4 protein-coding genes are annotated in these 21,404 nt (G+C 46.3%); 2 read left to right on the top strand and 2 right to left on the bottom strand.

The annotated features are described in order from the left end of the window. Positions 1 to 162: 162 nt before the first annotated feature. A complete protein-coding gene (locus BLT02_RS01205; RefSeq protein WP_092991042.1) occupies positions 163 to 8,238 on the bottom strand; it encodes a SpaA isopeptide-forming pilin-related protein in 8,076 nt (2,691 codons plus the stop codon). A gap of 682 nt (positions 8,239 to 8,920) precedes the next feature. Here BLT02_RS01205 and BLT02_RS01195 point away from each other — a divergent pair. Continuing rightward, positions 8,921 to 10,594 carry an AAA family ATPase gene (locus BLT02_RS01195; RefSeq protein ID WP_175453633.1) on the top strand — a complete coding sequence of 558 codons (1,674 nt, stop codon included), beginning with the start codon at positions 8,921 to 8,923 and terminating at the stop codon, positions 10,592 to 10,594. Positions 10,595 to 11,029: 435 nt separating this feature from the next. Here BLT02_RS01195 and BLT02_RS01185 read toward each other — a convergent pair whose 3' ends face one another. Further along, the gene (locus tag BLT02_RS01185) at positions 11,030 to 20,533 is read right to left on the bottom strand and encodes a DUF7604 domain-containing protein (protein ID WP_175453632.1); all 9,504 of its coding nucleotides are present in this window, start codon (positions 20,531 to 20,533) and stop codon (positions 11,030 to 11,032) included. 27 nt (positions 20,534 to 20,560) lie between these two features. Between BLT02_RS01185 and BLT02_RS17035 the strand changes: the two genes are divergently transcribed. Beyond that, a complete protein-coding gene (locus BLT02_RS17035; protein WP_175453631.1) occupies positions 20,561 to 20,977 on the top strand; it encodes a hypothetical protein in 417 nt (138 codons plus the stop codon). The last annotated feature ends 427 nt before the right edge of the window (positions 20,978 to 21,404 follow it).

Below are 21,404 nucleotides of genomic sequence, written 5' to 3'. Positions count from 1 at the left end.
CGTTAATCCGCAAAAGCGGCAAAACTCAAGATAAAGCCCTGTGAAGCAGGATGATCTCCACAGGGCTTTATCTTTATCTTTATCTGTATCTTTATCTGTATCTTTATCTTTATTACTATCGCTTACTATTGCTGTCGATACCTGACACTGTTCTGCAAAAAATCAGTTTGTTTTCCGTATGATCAGGCCAGCTCCGGCAAATACTGTAAGCATTATTCCGAGGAAGATGAAAAGTTTGGTACCCGGACCGCCAGTATGCGGAAGCGCAGAACCGGGAGTGTTTCCAATCTGCAATCCTGACGGATCGTCACCATTCTTCTGGAACAGCACCACCAGTGAATTATCTGAATCCGAAGTCGTTACTGTTCCATCTGTGACAAGCGTAAAGGTAAATGGCTGTAAAATAATATTATAACCATCCGGAGCCACCTTTTCCTCTATCCGGTATTCGCCCGGAACAAGCCCATCAAGGGTGATGCCCTGCGGTGATGACACTGTAAACGGCCCCGTTCTCTTATTATTATCCTCTACTTCGAAGCTGTCGTTCTCAAATTTTGTAAAGATGCTTTCCCCGGGAAGCCTTCGCATCAGCTGGAATGTGGCTCCTGACAGAGCTTTTTCTCTGCTGTTTGCATCAACCTTTAAGATCTTCAGGCTGAATTTGAGTTGTTTATTAGTTATTTCGCCATTATTTCCGACGCCGTCCGGATTCATATTCTGATAACCAGAATACTCCACCGTTTCTTTCACGGTATAAGCAATAATTTGGTTCGGAGTCACGGTTGGAGCCGTTCCCGGTATTTCTTCTATTACCTCATATTTATATTTGGGCAGATTCTTCCACTCGGCTTTCCAGGCTGTTGTCAGCTCCCCAAACGCCAAAGCCTTCAGAGATGCTAATTCTGCAGCCTGTTCTTCCGTCATATCTGTAATTGCCTCGAGTTGGGCAATCTGTTCCGTAACTGTCGTGCCGTTCAGTATGATGGTTTTTCCTGTGGATTCTCCGTCCGCCAACAGCTCAAAGGTCACGGTTGCGCTTTCGGGCGGCGTCATTGGATTCCCGTCCGAATCCACCCATTTCTTAGACGCATTCACCTCTGTTGTTTCTTTTGCCTTGTTCGTGAACTTCCAGTTTCCTTCAGACTGTTCTTTCCACTTCACAAGATATTGCGAAGTCTGGCCATTGTACAATCCCGGAGGAGTCTCCGTATCATAGACCGGCGAAACGATCACAGTCTCCGAGCCAATACGCGCCTCTGTCACCTCATATGTATAGATGTAAGGTAAATTCTGAGTTCCTTTATATTCGTAACGTGGAAGTTCCGTAATGCTGCCTTTCCATGTTTGGTCATCGGCACCCTCAGCATATCCCAGTGCAACAACACCACCTGTGACACCATTGGTGAAAAGCGTCGGCAATCCGTTCTCGCTGCTGTTGGTGAGATTCATCGTGTACTCGTACGAAGTGGTCAACACAGGCTCTGACAGGTTATTCGGATCAATATTCGGATTGTGGCCCGGGACAATGTTATCCAAAACCTCTTCAATATCCCAGATAATCCGTCCATTACTGGACAGTTCGCACGTCCAGTGATGATATTCCGATTGACCGCCCGGAATGGTTTTATCGAGATAATTAACTGTCGGATGGTCAACGTCATAAAGCTTGACCCACTCATCATTTCCAGCATAAAGCCACAGCGTAATTTCCCTGGCCTCGTTGACATTATTAAATGTAAACGTTAGCTGAGAATTGCCGGGATACCCCGAAATATGATTATTAGGATAATAATATGTGGTGCTTGGAGCTCCATTGCTGGTGACAATTGTTCTGGTTCTGGGTGAAGCGCCGGTAGTAGTACCGGCAATAACCCCATTGCCGCCCACACTCACCACATGTTCATTTTCATTTCCTGAATCATTATAGTAGGGCGTCAGAGTAAATGATGCGCCCTCGGGAACATACACGACTCTCGTATCTGTTTCACGAGGATTTCCGGCATGACCGCCTTCGTCGACCAGGTTAATGGTGATCGGGTACAGCTTACGCTTTGTCCCGTTCAAATTAGCCTCGGCAAGGTATTTCTTTTGCGTAACCGTAAAGACAATGGTGTCGTTTTTGTGAAGGTCATCATCATCGTCCTCCCATATTTTTTCAATATCGAGCTGCGTCTGCTGATCCGTCGGATTCAGCGGTTCGTTTTTGATTTCATACGAATACTCACCGTAATTTGGATCATCGGTATCTGTTATCTCGCCGCCTTCGATAAAATGCTTATACCCATTAACATGAGTTTCTTCCGTGACGTAGTACTCAAAAAGCACTTTAATCGGGTCTGTCTGACCGGCTGGCGTATACATGCCAACTCTTGGAAGTCCTGTTACTTTTTCTTTCCAATAATTCTCAGGATTCTCTCCGTCGTAGGCAAGCGTTCCGGTATAGCCCTGCATAGACTGTACGTAGACTTGACCTGCTCCTACTACCTTTTCAGGCGAATCTACAACTTCCTGCACAGGGTAATCGATCCGTTTCTTCCCCGTCTCATTTTCAGGGTCATCATCATCGACTATCTGGTAAGGAATCCGGTGGATCTTGTAATTGATCGGATCCGTTGTGTGGGTGACTACATGCCCTTCGCGATCATACCACACCTTTTCAACCTGAAGCGCTGTGGACAGATGATTGTGGAACAAGACCCAATCGGAATATCGTATCGGCTTCTCAGGGTTATTAGGGCTGCTCCAGGCCTTGCGGCCGTCTACAGTCACTTCATGCAAAGGTAGATCTTCCTCGATCAAGGGATTAAGGGGGTCAGTTTTATATCTGTAATCCGCCCAGGGGGTCAGGAAAGGATCCATCAGATTGGCAGTCTGTGGAGTATCAACCTGTCCGTCATGGAATTTACCTGCATAACTGGAATCATATCCGTATAGCTCCACCACAGAGAAAGTGGCATTCTGGGGCAATTCTTCAATCGTGAAGTACCAGCCGGGCTTTACGCGCACGAGGCCGTCTTTTACATAGATGTGCCATTTGACCAATTCGTTGTTTTTATTGATAGTTTCTGTATGAGTACCGCCATCGGTCCAATGGCCGCTGGTACGATCTTCTGTATCCCATTCCCATTTTGCTAGTTCTTCTGGTGTTGCCGGTCGCGTAAGTACGCCGTACGGGCCGGTGTACGGCTGACCGTCGATATTCACCTGATAGTAAAAGTATTCATCATTGTAGGTCTCCAGCTGTGCCTCGGTGAGACCGTCCAGTTCTTTCTGGACGGTAACCGTCTTGTAGACGGGCAGGTTGAAGTTGATGGACAGGTTGGAATACATGCCACCGCGCTCCATATAGAACACCTGCAGTTTGTGACGAGTATAAGGACTGTCATCCCACTCCTTACCAGTAACACGCTCAAAAGCTTCCTCTATCGACCCGGGACCCGCCACTCCACCATTTACGACCATCTGAGAAGGTGTCCCGCCGTTAACATCATCCCTCACAGTAACCTTGCCTGAGTTGAAATTGATGCTGCCAGCAACGGGATTATGTATGCCGCCGATATCCAGCACCAGCACACCGTCCACAAACACCCACAGGTCATCGTCGCCAGAGAAGTTGAACACAATATCATCGCCAAGATACTTGCCGTCCGGTGTCATGACGAAATTTGCTTCCAGCGTCATGCCAAACTGGTGGTTGTACCAGCCGGGGGTCTGCGATGAATTGTGACCATTATAATAATAAAAATCATTTCCATCGCCGTGTATACAGGTATGACTGGCATCATAGTCATTGAACGGGAAAAAACCGATTGCTTCGTTCAGATGACCATCTCCACCTTCTTCGTTGAATGTTCCGGCGTAGACTGTAAAGTCACCTCCACCTTCCGTAGAATTATAGAAGGCATAGTTCTGGTCGCTGTTGTAACGATAATATCCTCTTTCGTCCTTGATAAAAAGATGGTTAACGTCAGCGTAAACATCTTTTGCATTTTCAATCGCTGTCGTATTGAATAGATATCCCAGATTTTCCTTACTGCCGGTAGCCAGCTTCGGAAAGCCGTTCTCAAGCTCAGACTGTACGACACCCTGTATAGATACATATTTACTATTGTTCATGGAAGGATCAGCCCAGTTATTTATAGACACATTACTGGAAGAATCCGGGGCTGTACCATGAGATGTAAACTTTAAATCATGACCTTTATTGATTCCTGTATTATATGCATTTGGCACTGCATTGGCCGCTTCGTCCAGCTCATCAGTTTCATAGGAAATCCAATTCCACGGGTAGTTCGGATTCTGATAGGACTTAGTGACAATGGATTTATAATCAAACAGATTGATGGTAATTCCTTCTGACCTGGTATCCGCCGTGCCTATCGTGCCGGGCTTGCCGGTATTGGATGGATTCCGAAGCTGCATGCAGTATTCTGGTTTAGTATTGTTTCCCGAAAAGTTTTCTTCTGCCAGATAATAACTATTATTGTTATGCATCAGCCCATGTGTTGATGTCGAGTCTAAAAGCGCATATCCGCGAGTTCCGTTTCTGTCAATCACCTCCTGGACAACTATCGGATACATCTCAGCAAGCGTTCTGTCTGCAGTCAATTGAAGACCTTTTACAAGCCCATTTGCCGGATCAGCACTCGGTATCATCACCAAATAACTCCCTTGATGGTCTTTTAACAGGAATTTGGTATCAGTGCCAGTGTATTCAAATGTCCATGTTTCACCTGAGCTGAGAGTGTTGGTTTGATCAAAAACCTGTCCGGCACCATATGTTCCAGCCACATTATTCCTCATGGCAGTTGAATTATTTACTATCTTGAATGATTTCCCGTTTAACCCAAAAGGATTTTCATTCAAATCCGTCACCTTGATCAGGAACTGATCCCCATTCTTCATGGTGATAGTCAACTCTTCCTCAGTATCAAACGGCTTCAAGCTGATCAGAGCCCAGTCCGGCGCAGTTAACTCACGCGCGTCATACTCGGCAAGTTTTTCCTCTGTGATCTCAGCGGACGGCTCGACAACCAGCCCCAGCGCTTTTTTCAACGCTGCGGCAGTTGTTTTCCCGGTAATCTGTGCTGCCCTCAGCAGGTCTTCATCGGTGAATGTCACCGATTTGATATTTGAAATAAATTCCTCTGCATCCTCATATAGGGGCGCAGCTGTTTTATCATCTCCGTCAGCAGGGGAGTCGCTGTTGTCCTCTGCAGGTTCCTCAGAAGTCTCCTGAGCATCATTGTCACCAGGCGCAGAATCAACGTCTGCATTCGTGAAATTCTGTTCCGATCCGGAATACTTTTCCTCCCCTTCCTCTCCGGGTACTATGTTCAGCGCGGAAAGAACGGTCTTCAGGCTCACGGTTTCACCACCGTGAATGCTGAATTCAAACACCCTTCCATTTACTTCGAAGTGGAAGTCGACGGTGTAGACTATTGCATAAACAGAGAAGGAATCCGATGTAAATGTGATGGTGTCAGTAGAGTTCTCTTCCTCAGATTCCGCGGCATTTTGTTCCGCAGCATTCTGTTTCACAGGTTCTGTTACGATAACAGTTGCTTCTGTAACTGTGCCTTTATTCTCTTCCCGGTTCCCGAAAGTGTCCTGATCCTGGTTTTCAGAAATCTCAGGAGTTTCTCTATTTTCTGTTTTGTCTGGATCAGCAGTTTCTGTATCAGTATCTGAATTATCGTCTTTCACGTGTACCACAACCGGAGCCGTCGTCTGATCTTCGACTGCGGCTCTGATGGCCTCGCTGCTCATGCTTACTCTGATCGGTTTTAACGGCTCGATCTCTCTGCCGTCCTTATTGACAAAGCTGATATCCAGAGCATGGAATCCCCTGGTCTTATTGCTGACAGTGTCATCGTTAGATACAGCATCTTCAACTGCTGATGCGACCGCTTCCAGATCTTCTTCAGATACGGTTTTGAGCACCATTTTCACACCTTCCGGGAAGGTGTCTTTGTCAGCCTCTACATGGACTTTGATCTCTGTTTCTTCCGGTTCCGTCGCTGTCGTGTCGGAGATTAAGCTTCCGCTCCGGACAACAATGGAATCCTCAAAGGTGGCTGCCGGCATAGTGACAGTAAGCTTGTTCACTTCTTTTTCAGATTCTTTTTCTGCTTCTTCTTGATCATTCTCTTTATCTTTTTCTTCTTTTTCTTTATCTCCCCCCTGTTTTTTGGAATCATCCGCATTCTGTGTCTTTGAACGTGCCGTCGTTTCTTCATCCACGGCTGCTCCATCTGCATGTGCTTCCGTTTCCTCAGCACTTGTCTCAACAAGTGTCAGTTTTGTGCTGATTTCATCACGGGATTCGATGTTACTATCTCTGTCTTTTTTAATTTCCTCTACAAAAACAATCTCCGCTTCTTTCCTGACTGTTGTTGTCGTAATCGTTTTTACGGTTTTTGAAGGATCCAGAGTGTCCTGTTTCCCGGAGTTGGGGTTTTCCTCTTCTTTATCGGAAGGAACCTCATCCTTTGTCCCCAGGTCGGAATGATCAGCAGTTTCGCCGCTGTTGTGTTCATTGCTTTCAATATCATCCTCAGGCTCAGTATCGGTCACCTGCTCCACAGTCTGAGCATCTCTGTCTGTTTCAACCCATTTAACCTGGCTCATATTGAAATCCAGGGCGAGCCATCCATCGACTTCCTGTCCTGCTTTGGTCGGTTGACCAGAAGAGTCATACTCATGCCGGTTCTTTTCAACTGTATAAGGGGTGAAGGTAAAGATCAGGTCCTGGCCGAGCCATGCGCTGTCAGATCCACTTTCTCCGTTATCTGCGTGGCCCTCATTTTCATAAGCAGCTGTTTCTTTTTCGTAGTTTTCTTCATTAGCATAGCTGTTTTCAGCATAAACATTTTCAACTTTTACGGTTGCGGAGATATATTCCCGGGCATCGCCTTCAGGGCCGGCAATGCCGGCGAGGTACTCGTCCACGTCCTGGTCAGGGGTGCGGGTCCCCTCAATGGCTTCAACGCCGAGGGATTCCTCGTGTGCAACAGGATCCTTCACCTCAAGGGTGTCGTAATCCATATACTGTGCCGAAATCCCGTTTTCAGCTTTGTTGATCGCTGTTACCTGTTCTTCTGAAAGGACGAGGTTTTCGGGGAGCCTGTATCGGGCAAGGGTGTTCGTGCTGTTCAGCTGTCCAGCCGGGACAGAGTAACGCAGATACACCCGGATCAGGTCTTCCGGGGCCAGAATGGTATCTTCTTCAACGGGTTTCCAATCAGTGATCTCTGCAGAGGTCACAGGTGTTGTTTTATCGTCCGTATCAGCGTCTGTTTCAGCGTCTGCTTCTGTATCCTTGTGTGTATCCTTGTGGTAATAATAGATCCCGGTTGAAGAAGTCAGCACAGTATTAAAGTCTACCGGCTCCAGGGCAGGAACATATGGATCTGCATTGATGTTTTCACCTGAGACCTCTTCCGTACGGGCAGTGTCTGCCTGGTCTATTTCAGCGAAATTCGCTTCAGAAACTGCTCCGGATGTTGTCTCTCCCGCAAATATTTCAGAGTCTTTCTCTTCCGCTAATATTTCAGAATCTTTTTCTTCTGAAATTGTATCAGATGCTGCCTCTCCTGCAGATATTTCAGAATCCTTCTCTTCTGAAATGGTATCTGATACTGTCTCTCCCGCAGATGTTCTATTGTCTGTTTTATCCGGGGAATCTGTCGGGGCATCGGTGCTCATTTCGTCGAAGGAAGCACCGGCTGCATTCTCTTCATAGTTATCGGCTTCGTCATCAGCTTCCTGAATGCTCTTATTTACCGCGGCATCAGTCCCTTCAAAATCACCTGCATAGGCATCGAAGCTGTTGTCATTTCCTTCGGTTTCGCTGACCGCGCCGGCCAGGGAATGCGTAGCTGCCACGGCTGCGTTTTCTTTATCATTTGCAGAAACCTCATCACTATAACACGCAGGAGAGTGCGTATGTGCTTCCATACCACAGACCAGTTTTTTCTCATAACAATCAGCCGTGTGCTGGTGGTCCTCAGATTCCTCCAGGCCGCAGACAAGTACTTCCTCATAGCAACTGTCGTCATGCTGGTGCGCCTGGATACCACAATGGGCTTCCCTCTCCATTGTGATGGCAGGCAAAACCAGAACATATGTCGTCACAAACACGACAATAGCCGCAGTTACACTGACAAACCGGGTGAGGAATTGTCTGGTTCTGCGGTCATGCAAAATTTTTTGAATTCTAGCGATGAGTTTTTTCATTTGGCTTTCCTGCTTTCTGTTAAGAAATAAAGCCTGCTGTCGGATCGTAGATGCCGGAGCGTTTCAATTTACTTATATTGTTATACCATGACTGCTACCCGACATCAACCTTACCAAGCATAAAAAAAGGTTATACTATGGCTAAGTATAACCTAATTCTCAACTAATTGTACAGTCTCTTGCGTCACAAAACCCGTCAAAAAAAGCCAAAAAAACCCCAAAAAAACTATTTTCAGTCATTTCAGCGGGTAATCATGCCGCATACTGCTCAAATTGATAAAAATATGACACCATTTATAATGATGAAAATTATATCACCCCATACCTGAGCCTGATCTTTCAAAATACTCAGGACAGTCCACGATCCGCATTCCCAAAATCCCCTGTGTCATAATACCTTTCCATTATACAAATTTCCATCTCCTCCACAGCAGCAGACCTGTTCCCGCGATCAGAATCGATCCAAGGATCGTAAAGAGCCTTGTTCCCGGACCGCCGGTGTTCGGGAGGGCGTGTTGATTGTCAGGGAAAACTGACCCACCCCTGATGTGGAAATACACATTGCTCTTTTTCAGGTATCTGGAAAGTATATTAATTGCGTCGTCAAGCCATGACTGTTAAAATATATTCGTTAACGAAAAAGAAAAGTCACAGAATGCTTCAACAGCACAGGAGGTTGGGGATGGGAACCTATGTGAATCCCGGCAGGAATAATTTTCAAATGTCGGTCAATTCCGAAATTTTTGTAGACAAGACCGAGATGATCGCCTTTCTGAACACTTTGGTCAACACGCAGCAGAGGTATGCCATCGTGTCTCGCCCCCGCCGCTTTGGAAAATCCATGGCTGTAGACATGCTCTGCGCTTATTATGACCGCGGGGCTGACAGCAGGAAAGTATTCGAGAAGAGAAAACTGGCCGCTTCTGCGCCTGTTAAGAATGGTGAAAATGAAATTCCCTGGGACGCTTATCTGGGGAAGTTTGATGTGATCAGACTTGTCATGACTGATTTTTTCAAACAGGGCCGGAAAATTGCTGATGGTATCCGGACGATGACCTCCAGAATCCTGGAAGAACTGGAAGAGATGTATCCCGGTGTGCGTTATGATCCGAACGATCTGATCTACAGCATGGACAGATTTTACAGAAAATCCGATATCCAGTTTGTGATTTTAATTGACGAGTGGGACGCCGTCTTCCGCATTCAAAAAGAAGACAGAGCCGGGCAGACGGAGTATCTTGATTTCCTGAGGGACTGGATGAAAGACAAGCCCTACATTGCGCTCGCCTATATGACCGGAATTCTCCCCATCAAGAAATACGGCAGGCACTCCGCCCTGAATATGTTTACGGAATATTCCATGATGTTTCCCCGCCAGGCAGCTAAATATACAGGATTCACAGAAGAAGAAGTGTTCTCTCTTTGTAATCGTTATGGGCGGGACTATGAAGCTGTCAAAAACTGGTACGATGGCTATGCTGTCAGCGATGTAGTGCCTCCGGATCCGGATCACGAAGAACAAAAAGCAACCGGAATAGCCCCGAAAGCAGCCCGCTACGAGCTGTACAGTCCGCTTTCCGTCGTAGAAGCAATGACTACAGGGGTGATTAGAGATTACTGGAATGAAACGGAAACATATGAGGCATTAGTGGAGTACATTTGTAAGGATTTTGACGGGCTTCAAGACGCTGTCACGCTTTTAATGGATGGCGGAAGACTCAAAGTAGATACATCTACCTATCAGAACGATATGACAACATTTCACGGAAGAGATGATGTGCTCTCACTCCTGATCCATCTGGGATATCTGGGGTTTAATGACGAGAGGAGCGAAGTTTTCATCCCAAACAGGGAAATCCTGGGTGAGTTCAGAACTTCCACGAAAACCAAAGAATGGGAAGGTGCTTTCCGCGCTTACGAAAAATCCCAGGAGCTGCTCCGCGCAACCTGGGATAAGAATGAAGCCAGAGTTGCAGAATTATTGGAAGAAGCGCACAATAACGCCGGCAATAAAACTTATCATGATGAAGCGGCCCTCAGTTATGCGATTCAACTTGGATATTATGCAGCGCAGAAATACTACACTACGATTCTGGAACTGGACAGTGGAAAAGGATATGCGGATATTGTCTATCTTCCTGCTCCCCTGTACCCTGAACTCCCAGTACTGCTCATTGAGCTGAAATATGATCAGTCAGCAGAGACAGCCATCTCTCAGATCAGAAAACAGAGATATCCTGACAGACTGGAACATTACAAAGGAAATATCCTGCTGGTTGCTGTTGATTACAACAAAGACGTGTCCAGTAAAAAACCTGATTTTAAGCATCACACATGTCGCATTGAAAACGCGTAGACACATGTTGATTGTTCAAGGAATATTGGGTCTTCCGCATCAGCTTGCACTTTTTACGGAGATATCCGGATAAACGCAGCAAATCACTAAGACATGCGGAAGGACCAGTTTTCATTGTAAATCCATAGCAGATTCTGATTATTTCCTGAACGATCTTTGCATTGTCTCCGGGATAGAGTTTCTGTTGTTCATCGAATATTCTGCTGAATCATCCCTTTTGGAAAGAAGTGCCGCAATAGCGCCCGCATCTGTGCGCTTTAACGAATCTCCGCGCTAAAGTGCGATGTTCAGATAAAAGGCCAGTCCACCGAAGTGAACTGGCCTCTCCATAAATCATGTTAAAGTGTTCTTCGTCTCCTCCGCAGCAACAAGCCTGCTCCTGCGATCAGGATCGATCCAAGAATCGTAAAGAGCCTTGTTCCGGGGTCGTCGATATTATGCCGCATCTCTTCTTCTCTTCTTCATCACTAATCTCGTGCCTGCAAAGCCTGTGAGCATGATTCCGAGGAGGTAAAGCAGATTGGTTCCGGGACCGCCTGTGCTCGGAAGGGCCGCGCCTGGGGTATTGCCGATAATGAAGTCTTTGTTATCAACATCAAATCTCACCATGTCAGTCTTATTTCCGATAATTGGTTCAACTACACGCTCCTCAGACTCATAAGGATCTTCACTCGCGATATTTACTACGTGAACAAGAAAGATATTCGGCTTAACAGAGACGATCTTCTCAATATTGGTTTCTTCATTAGTTTCAGGATCAATTACAGTATCGGGTTCTGTAACAATTTCATACTGCACCTGGAAAATCGGACTCTCAGTTGTCTGAATATAGCCGTCCGGATATTTAGTCTCTACAATTTCATAATACCCGGCATTCAAATCCCGGAAAGTAAAGATGCCCGGATTCTCAGTATTATCTGAAACCACTTCAGATATGCCATTTGTTCCCCAATAACTGTCGATACTCTTTGGCGTCAGTGAAGAGTATTTGATCAGCTTAAATTTGGCCCCTGCCAACAGATCCGGATCATCCGTTTCCAGGTCATCCTTGTCTACCTTGTGAATGGAAATATCCGGCTTCCTCTGATTTATGATGGTCCACAACTCATACTCATCGTCTTCCTCGTTAGTATTCTGTTCCCATTTTACGAGATAGGACTTAGTCTGGCCATTCCAATAATCAGCTGGTTCAACAGGTTTATTGGTGGTGTCAACATTGTCCGAACCAACCGCATTCTCTGCCACCTCATATGTGTATATGTATGAGGCGCCTGCTGTTTCTCCTGTCGGTGCCTTGTATTCATAACATGGAAGATGTGTTATACTGCCTTCCCATTTTTCATCTTCAGAGCCTTCTCCATGACCCGGCGCATTTTCACCTTTAGTGATAACCGTAGGTAAACCGGTTTCATTATTGGTAAGCTTCATCGTGTAGTTAGGATAACTGGTGTTTACCAGAACAGGCTCTATATTCGCAGGGCCAGCAGCGCCTTCAAGCACGTTATCAAGCATCTCATTCAAATCCCAAATAATTTCATAGGGACTCGTCATTTCGCAGGTCCATTGATGTTTGTTTGTGTAAGTAGGCACCTCTTCCTCGGACAAATGGTACATATCGTACAAATCCATCCACTTATCATCTCCGGCGTGAAGCACAAGTGTGACTTCTTTCGCAGAGTCGACATTTTCTATTGTAAATTTGGCACCGGGATAATAATACGTTCGAGCAGGATACTGTTCATAGATAATGGTCGCCGGTGACTGGTTACGAGGAATCGCTGTAACATCGTTACCATATACATACACCGTATGATTATTCACATTATCTCCGTTCTCAACCCAATGCGGTTCCATGGTAAAAGAAGCACCTTCCGGCACATATACAACATATGTGTGATTTACACGAGGATTGTTATTATCACCATTTTTGTCATTCAGGTTAATCGTTATCGGATACAGCATCTTTTGCTGGGCTTGTTCTCCTGTTCCTATAAGCACCTTCGCTTCGTACTTGTATTGGGTAACGGTCATCACGATGGAATCCGTCTTGTGTGGATCCTCATCAGGCTCACCATCTGCATTCTTCCACTCCTTTCTGACATCTATCGATGTTTCCTGATCCGTGGGACCCATTGGCTCATTTGTAATTATATAAGAAAATGTGCCCTGGTTTTCTCCCTCGGTTATCTCGCCGCCATCAATTGAAGTTTTATATCCCGGAACCTCTTCGTCTTCCAAGACATAATAGTCGTAGCATACGTAGACTGTGTCATCGCCATCTGTATATTGGCCTGCCTTAGGAAGCTTTGTAACTGTTTCCTTCCAACACTTTTCCTCGTCAGCATTGTACTTGAGCTGTCCGGTATAACCCGTCATAGACTTCACGTAGACCTTGCCGACTCCTTGTTCACCTGATGTCTTGACCAGTTCTTCCACAGGATAATTTACCCTTATCTTTTCTCCCTCAGGATTTTCGGGGTCGTTAATCATCCGATACGGGATTCTGTAGATTTTGTACTTTATCGTTTGTCCTGTGTGATCGACTCCCTCATATCCGTCATCAGCCCACACCTTTTGCACTTTAACGGCCGTGTTAATAGTGTTGGTAAAAATAACTTCGGTAGCGGCATTAATAGGGATATTACCTTCAATTACAGGATTCGATGATGCCTGGACCAGATTACCGGTATTACCTTTCTCCTCGGCCTTTACAAATACATATCCATCTGTCGTGGTTTCTTCAATCTTATACGCTGTCCCGCTTGGGATGTTGGTAATGTTCCACTCGTCTGTCGCTTTAATCTTGATGTCTGCGGTAACAATATTTTGGGGCGTTTCGCTGTCCGGCTCCATCTTATTGCCCTCATATCCTTCACGCAATCCGTTGTTGTAGTTGCCGTTAACACATGCATTCAGTTCATCGGTGTATTCGATACTTCCATCCGGGTTCGGTTCTGTCTTATGATAGTACAAATAATCTCCTACACCATTTAGCTTAACACCGTACCAGGGGATGTTATGCTCATCAGGGTTATCAGGATCATCATAGAATGGACCCGGATCATCATTATTGGTCAGGGTAACCTTGAAATCAAACACAGTTTGGTTGTTTGTAAAAGGCACACCATCCGGGCCAATTACGACCTTGCGCATCTTTAGTTCGCCGCGGAGCACGTTCCTACCCATCAGTATAGACTCGCTCTCCGATTCCTCAAGGATACCGTACGTATTTCCGTTGTACGTAATCTTGACATTTGAAGGCGTGCCGTTCACCAGCATGGGGTGGTAAACCTCTGTCCGGAATTCAAAACGATAATCCAGAGCCGGTTCAGCGATCTTGTAATCATGCCCCTTCTCCAGCACATAGTAGCTTACAGTACCGGTTTGTCTGGCAACTTCACTGGCATAAATCGGGATAAACCTGGGATCCCCCAGATACAAGTTGCGTTCAGCAGCATACTCAGGGCTGATCATCAGTCCATAGGAAATGTCCAGATCCTTCTCCCAGATCTTGCCTAACTGATGAGGAATTTCATGCACGTAAACAGTATGCGTAGTATCCGCCCATCTATAATCACCCAGCTGCTCGTCGTAACCCATGTCAACCCCTGAAAAAATCACAGGAGCAACAGGGACGTCCACATTTTGTACGTCAAACCTTAAATACTTGTGATCTTCATTGGGCAAGCCCGTTGTCGCATCATAAAGGAAGTGGATCATTTCTTCTTCTCTGCTGACTTCCCACTTCTTTTGGATTTTAAAAGCGCTGTCCTCCAACTCCATATTCTTGTCAGGCGGACCGAAAGCTGTCACCACTTCAGTTGTCACATGCTTTATCCATGTATCATCCTCTTCGATATATTCATACCAGGTTTCCGTCGTGACCTGAGGCCAGTCGCCCTCCTGAAAAGTTACAATATCCGGATTTTCGGGATCTCTTGAAGCGTCTGCAGGTATCTCATCCTCGTTGACAGTATATGATTGATCCTTTTTATAGTCGATCTCGTTGGTCACATTCCCTTCACCATCAGGACCGCTCACGGGATTGGTCTGTACCTCATATTTCCCGGTAGATTCATTGTAAAGGAAACAGGATCTTGCTTCTTCCGGAATATCATCTATTTCAATAAACCCGTTGTTCAACTTCGTGACATAGTCATAAGCTTCCTGAGTGGGCCACACGGTAAAACTAACCGTATAGGTCACGCCATCTTCCAGATATCCGATATTAGACAAATCCCAGGACACCTTGGCAAGCTCATCACCCTGCGCTTCCGTGAAAGTCACCTGCGGCGCGTCAGTCCAGGTTTCCCCATCACCATACTTGCCTCCGGAACGGGTATATTTGAACCCATAAGTATTGCTGTCTTCTATAGTGGCACCCACGCTGGTAAGCGAAGTAATGCTATCATTCAGCACCAGGTCATCAAAGCCGACAATTTCATTGATAGACCGAAGGATGGATGTAAAGGTATTATTTAAGTCTGTCCTATTTGAAGCATAATGATAATAGGAACCTTCTAAATTCGCCGTTGTGTCATAACCATATTGAATTGCGTGATGAAGAAGTTGATCACCTGTCTCAGCGTTATATGGATTAGTCGGATGTTCATAATTGGTAGATGGAGTATAACTATTGAAAGCATACACACCGTAAAGACGATGCCCCGCCTGAACGATAGTACGCAATTCATCCTTAGACGCCTCCCTGGAAAGATAATATCCGTAATAATGATAGTACCCATCGCTGCCTTTACCGTGAAAGTTCGTATACTGGGAAGGTTCACCATCCGTGAAAAACACGATGAATACCGGCTGATCCGGTTCTGAAGCTTTTTTATCGTTAGCAATTTCAAGTGCCCGCTTGAGCCCGTCCTCCCAGTCCGTTCCATTGGTTGGAACCAGATGAGAAGAAGATGTTACAATGCTGTTAAAAGTGTTTTTATCATCTATCCAAATCGGTTCATTATTTTCATCAGTAATTTCATTCTTAACGCCACCGTCAAAAGAGATCATAGTAATCTCTACACTAGGGTCTGGATCTCCTGGCGTATTTTTGTCCAGCAACTGGCCTCCCAGTATTTTAAGTTCTGCCTTGGTGTCACTCAGGCGAGTGTTGCTGCCTGTAGTTGGTTTAGTCATACTGGAAGATGTATCTACTACCAGCAAAATATTTGCTTTTGGACGCTCTTCAATATTCTTTGCATGTCCTGTTACACTCAGAGACAAGGTATACGTACCATCCGGGTTTTTATCTAATTTCTTATTGAAGTTAGGGGCATCCACTTCCAGGGAGTCTCCGCTGTCTCCGGATCCGCTTCCAGAGCCACTCCCAGACCCACTGTTGCTTGATCCGGCACCCGCAATTTTACGATCTAATATGACATATACATCCTTATCTACTCCCGCAGGGGAATAAAGTACCTCCTGATTGTTGGAATTCCATGTTTTTAGTTCATTGTTGAAATTGTATTGTACCGGATGAAAATATCCTACATTTCCTACTTCATTAGGATTAGCATAAGGATAAGCAACTCCGACCGGCATTTGATTTTTGCCGCGATCGGAATAAAACTCAAGTGAACTGCCCGTGCTATGCAGTTTCTCATCAATGGTGAGACCTCCGTAAGTCAGTTCGTTCTCCCCTGAACGAGTTCCGGCTAAGTGACTGCTGGCATAAGTATAACCAGATGTGGCAAAATCATTTTTCAAATTAACGATGGCTTCATCCTGGCTCTTCCAATCATATCGAATCTCAAATGTGTTGTTGCCTTTAGCCGTTACTTGACTTTTGTACGGTCCATTGTAGTTCGTCACGCTGGGCACAGGATTTCCTTCGCGGTCAACAAAATGTACTGTAACTTTGTTGTAAACCTCATCGCCCAGCTCATAAAGTCTGAAATACACATTACTTCCGTTAACATACGCATGAAAGCCGTTATTAATACTGTTATAATCCAAATCCAATGCCGCATTGGGACTCTCCGCCACGCGGAACCTGCATTCATAATGATCATTGTTCTGAGTATCCAGAAGCAAAGCCTGTGGTGTAGAAGAAACAGTAGCTGAACCACCGCTCTGATTCTGAAGGTTCAGGTAGACTTTCGAGCCATCCATCATCGTTGACAGATAGTAACGCCAGTCATTTGCTGCATTATCCCAGTAACGTTCAATCTTCCACACCGGCAGAGAGTTCTCACTGGTGGAAATTAAATCTCCGCTAATGCTAACAGAAATACCACGAAGATGATTATTGTTGCCCGGATTTGGCTCTGGGGAGAGCGCCACATTGTTATGAACCAATACATATTCCTTGTTGAAAATATTGACATCTGTGCCGTCACCCCGAGATGCGATGGCATAAACAGAGAACCCTTCGGTCACAAAGGATATCTCGGAAGTATTCTTATCTGAATCTGAGCTCGCATCTACCATCATCAGCTCATCGCCATTTTCCCCAAAATGTATCACCTTCAGACCATTCTGGGCAGTCTCCGGAACATTCGTCAGAGATATCTGTACAAAGACTTCCGTCTTAGGCTCCACGTCCTGACCATCTGCCTGAATTTCAATATCGAAGAAACGGGAATATGTCTGAGCGTCTGTTGCGGATACTGATTTCGCCGTCCAGGCATTCTCACTGTCATCCGGTATTACATCCGGCAGCGATTCTGCATTGGATTCCATTTCATCAGACGTTTCAACAGCATCTGATCCTTCGATCTCTACAAGAGCTCGTCGCAGGTAATCTGCAAAATGTACATCCTTTTCATTGATCTCTGTAACCTTCAGCTCCGCGCCTTCCGGAATTTGTGCTGCGTCGTCATAAGTCACAGTGATATTATAGTCCTGTCCGTCTGCCGTTATCACATGTGTGGAAATCTGCGCGTCTGTCACCTTAATGACAAACTGATCCCCATTCTTCATGGTCACAGTCAGCGTCTCTTCGCTCGTAAATGGAAGTACACTAATCAAAGCCCAGTCTCCGGCTTCCACCGTCTGCGCATTAATCTCCGCGATCTTCTCTTCTGTCAAATCTGCACCGTATTCAACTTCTACCCCTCTGTCCTCTTTGATCCGTCCTACCGTGGTATCGCTGTCAACTTTGCTAACCCACACAAGTTCAGGATCAGAGAACACTACGCTCTGGACATCCGCGACAAATCTCTTCGCAGCTTCGCTGACCTCAACTTCGTTCAGCTTAATTGCCTCTTCGTAGACCTTATCGTTCTCATCATTTACATCTGCACCCAGCACTTCTCCTACGAATGCATCTCCGTTTTCAGCATCGTTCGCGGCATTTTCATCCCCATTTTCCCTGTTCTCATTAGCTGATGCTATACCCAGCATTTCCACTACATGTTCAAGTGAGACAAAACCGCCTCCGGGAATGCTGAATTCCATAGTTTTGCCATTTATCTCGTAGTGAAAGTCCACAGTATAAACGATCGCATAGACTGAGAAAGAGTCGGCGGTAAAACCAACGGAAGGAGCTTCACCAGCTACATCCATGGTTCCGGTTTCTTCCTGTTCACCGTTTGAAGTTCGGTCCTCTTCCAGAAGATCTTCCTCTTTCTTTCCCTGTGCCGGCTCTATTTCCTCCGGCGTAACCAGTTCCATCTGCTCTGCATTTCCGTCATCGTCCACGTGGACAACGACAGGATCAGGCACTGCACCGGTTTTTGCTTCTTCCTTCACCTGTTCCGCAATCTCCGAGGTCATTGCAACACGAACAGGCTTTGCAGGCTGGATCTCTTTACCATCCTTGTCAAGGAAGGTTATGTCCACCGCCTGGAAGCCGTAAGTCTTCAGATTTTTCTTTTCTTCTGTACCGTTATTGTTTTTACTGTCTTCCGTCTGTTCCGACTGATGATCCGCGCCATCGGCAGATACGGACGGATCGCTGTTTTCCACCGTTTCTGTGACAGCTTCTGCCACAGCATCAAGGTCTTCTACTGCTTTCAGCACCATTGTCGTGCCGGCCGGGAATGTGCCCTCATCAGCCTCCACACGTACGGAGACTTCTGCTTCCTGAGGGAGAGATCTCACAGCACTGCCGAGGGTACCTTCCGCCTCCTCATCAATTCCGGCAGGCTTGCCTGTGGAAACTCTGATGGAGTCAGTAAAACTCATGGCAGGCATGATGACCTGGTCTGTATCTCCTTTGTCCGATTGATTTGCATCTTTATCTGCTACTGACTCTTCGGTACTCCCTTCCGCTGACTTTTCAGTATTTCCCGCACCTGGCTCTTCAGGATTCTCTGCGGCAGCCTCTGCATCATTCTCCTCAGTATCATTATCCTGAGTCTGAATTACAGTTTTCTCTACGACTGTGACCCTTGTACTGATCTGGTCAATCTTATTGTCTTTCTGGTCCCACCCTTCTTCGACGAAAACAATTTCAGCAGTACGTTCTGCACGCTCTATGGTCACAGCTTTGTTCTGCCTGTTTTCAGTTTCTTCTCCGGATTCTCCGGCTGCATTGTTTTCGTTATCCTCGCCAGAATTCTCTGCATTGTTATCATTCGCATTATGTTCATCTTCGGTCTGACCTTCTGATGCGTCTTCATCTTCAATACGGCCATCTTCAGTGCGGTTGTCTTCAGTGTGGTCACCTTCATTACGGTCATCTTCGATACGGCCGTCTTCGGTGTGCTCATCCTCATTACGATCATCCTCGGTGCGGCCGTCTTCAGCAAGGTCATCCTCGATGAGGCCGTCTACGTCTTCTGCCTCTGACAAGTCAACCGTCGACGTGGTAATCTCTGCTTCACCGAAATCCACCTGTCCCAGGTTGAGGTCCAGGGTGAGCCACCCTTTGATCTCCTGGCCTGCCTTTGTCGGCTGGCCTTTAGAATCATATTCATGCTGGTTCTTTTCAATGCTATAGGGGGCAAAAGTGAAGATCAGGTCCTGCCCCAGATACGCATCCTTCTCCCCGTAAATGCCGTCAGCATCATAGACGTTTTCCACACGGGCTGCTGCGCTGATGTACTCAGCGGCATCATCCGGGTCTGTGCCGGCTTTTCGGGCCTGCTCTGCCAGGTAATCCTCAACAGCTTCGTCCGGTCTGCGGGTTCCTTCTACAGCTTCTACCCCGAGGTAAGCGTTGTACATGTCCGGGTCTGTGATTTCCAACGTGGACAGATCAACATACTGTCCGGCAAGGCCGTTGACATTTTCGTTGATGGCTTTGACCTGGGAATCTGTCAAGTGGAGGTTGGAAGGAAGCCTGTAGCGGGCGACAGGGTTGGTCGCGTTGAGGCTTCCGGCAGGAATCGTGTAACTCAAATAGACCCGGAGAAGGTCATTGCCTCCGAGTTCCACGTCATCCATATTCTCCATCAGGTCAGTATTATCAGTGTTATTAGGAATCCGGTTCCAGTCTTCTGCTGGGATGGCAGAACTGTCTTCTACAGTCTCTCCGTCCGCTACGTGATGATAGTAGATGCCGGTGCGGTCATTGAGGACTGTGTTGAAATCAACAGTCTCCAACAGAGGAATATATTGATCTGCAGCTGTTGAGCTGGTTAAGGCAGCTGCGCTGTTGTCCGCATTGGTCAATGCAGCGTTTGAAGCTTCTGTGCTTCCTGTTCCGGCGTTTTCGCTACCATATGTCATTTCCATCGGGACTTCCGTGTTCCCCTCACCCGATGAAGCAGTTTCACTGGATCTGTCAGTTTCGCTTAATCCGCCAATCTCGCTTGATCCGCTTGGTCCATCCGTTTCACCCAATCCATCATTATCAACGAACCCACCGTTATCGCTGGTTCTATTATTATCGACCGGCTGGTCCATAGCAGCTTGTTCATCAGTCCCGCCTGGTCTGACGGTCTCATCTACAAAACTCAGCGTCATCCCTGCGGACGAAACACTGCCGGCACTTGTAGCAGCAGCGGAAGCACTGCTTGTGCTTGCCGCCACAGCAGAATCAGACACAGGATCATATTCATAGCAGGCAGTACTGTGGACATGGACTTCTTTGCCGCAGGTAAGGACTTTCTCATAGCACGCATCTGTGTGCTGGTGGCCTTCCGACTCCGGAATCCGGCATGTCAGCTCCCGGGTCTCCTCATAGCATTCGTCATTATGCCTGTGTTCCTTTATCTCACAAATGAGGTTTCCGTCTTCGTCATAGCAGCCGTTTTCCACGCTGTGCTCATGCTCATCCATCCCGCATATGAGGGTGGATGTTATACTGTAGCAGCTCTCGTCATGGTGGTGTCCGCCGCTCTCCGGTATGTCACAAATCAGCTCCTCGGTATAGCAGGAATCATCATGCTGATGTGCTTCAATGCCGCAGTTAGCTTCCTTTTCCATCGTGATGGCGGGAAGAATCAGCGCATAGGTCGTTACAAAAACGACTATGGCTGCAGTTCCTGAAACAAATCGCGTCAGGAATCTGCGGGTTCTGCGATCACGTAAGATTTTCCGTATTTTAGCCAGAAGTTTTCTCATTTTTCTGCACTCCTTATGGGTATACGCACCGGATAGAGTTGGTGCTTTTATGAGAGTATGAGCACCGATGAAGCTGATACTGATCAAATAGTTGCCTGTATCTTAACAGCTATATGTATCTTAAGCTATATGTATCTTAAATAGAAGCGTGTATCGTAGAGGCAAAATGCTCTTAAGACAGAGCATTCACCATGTAAAACTGTAACGGTAATCCGATAACAGCCAAAGCTGTTTCCCGTCAAAGATCCATTCACAGTCAAAAAAGGTCATAGAGACCTATTTAAATAGAGTCTATCAAATCATCCTCTAAAAAACCGTCACAAAGAGCAGGAAGTATAGTCTGAAAGCTTCA

This window comes from Sarcina sp. DSM 11001 (assembly GCF_900101015.1).
Classification (GTDB): Bacteria; Bacillota; Clostridia; order Lachnospirales; family Lachnospiraceae; genus CAG-791.
The sequence above is the reverse complement of the archived record's forward strand: the minus strand, read 5'-3'. Positions and strand labels throughout refer to the sequence as shown.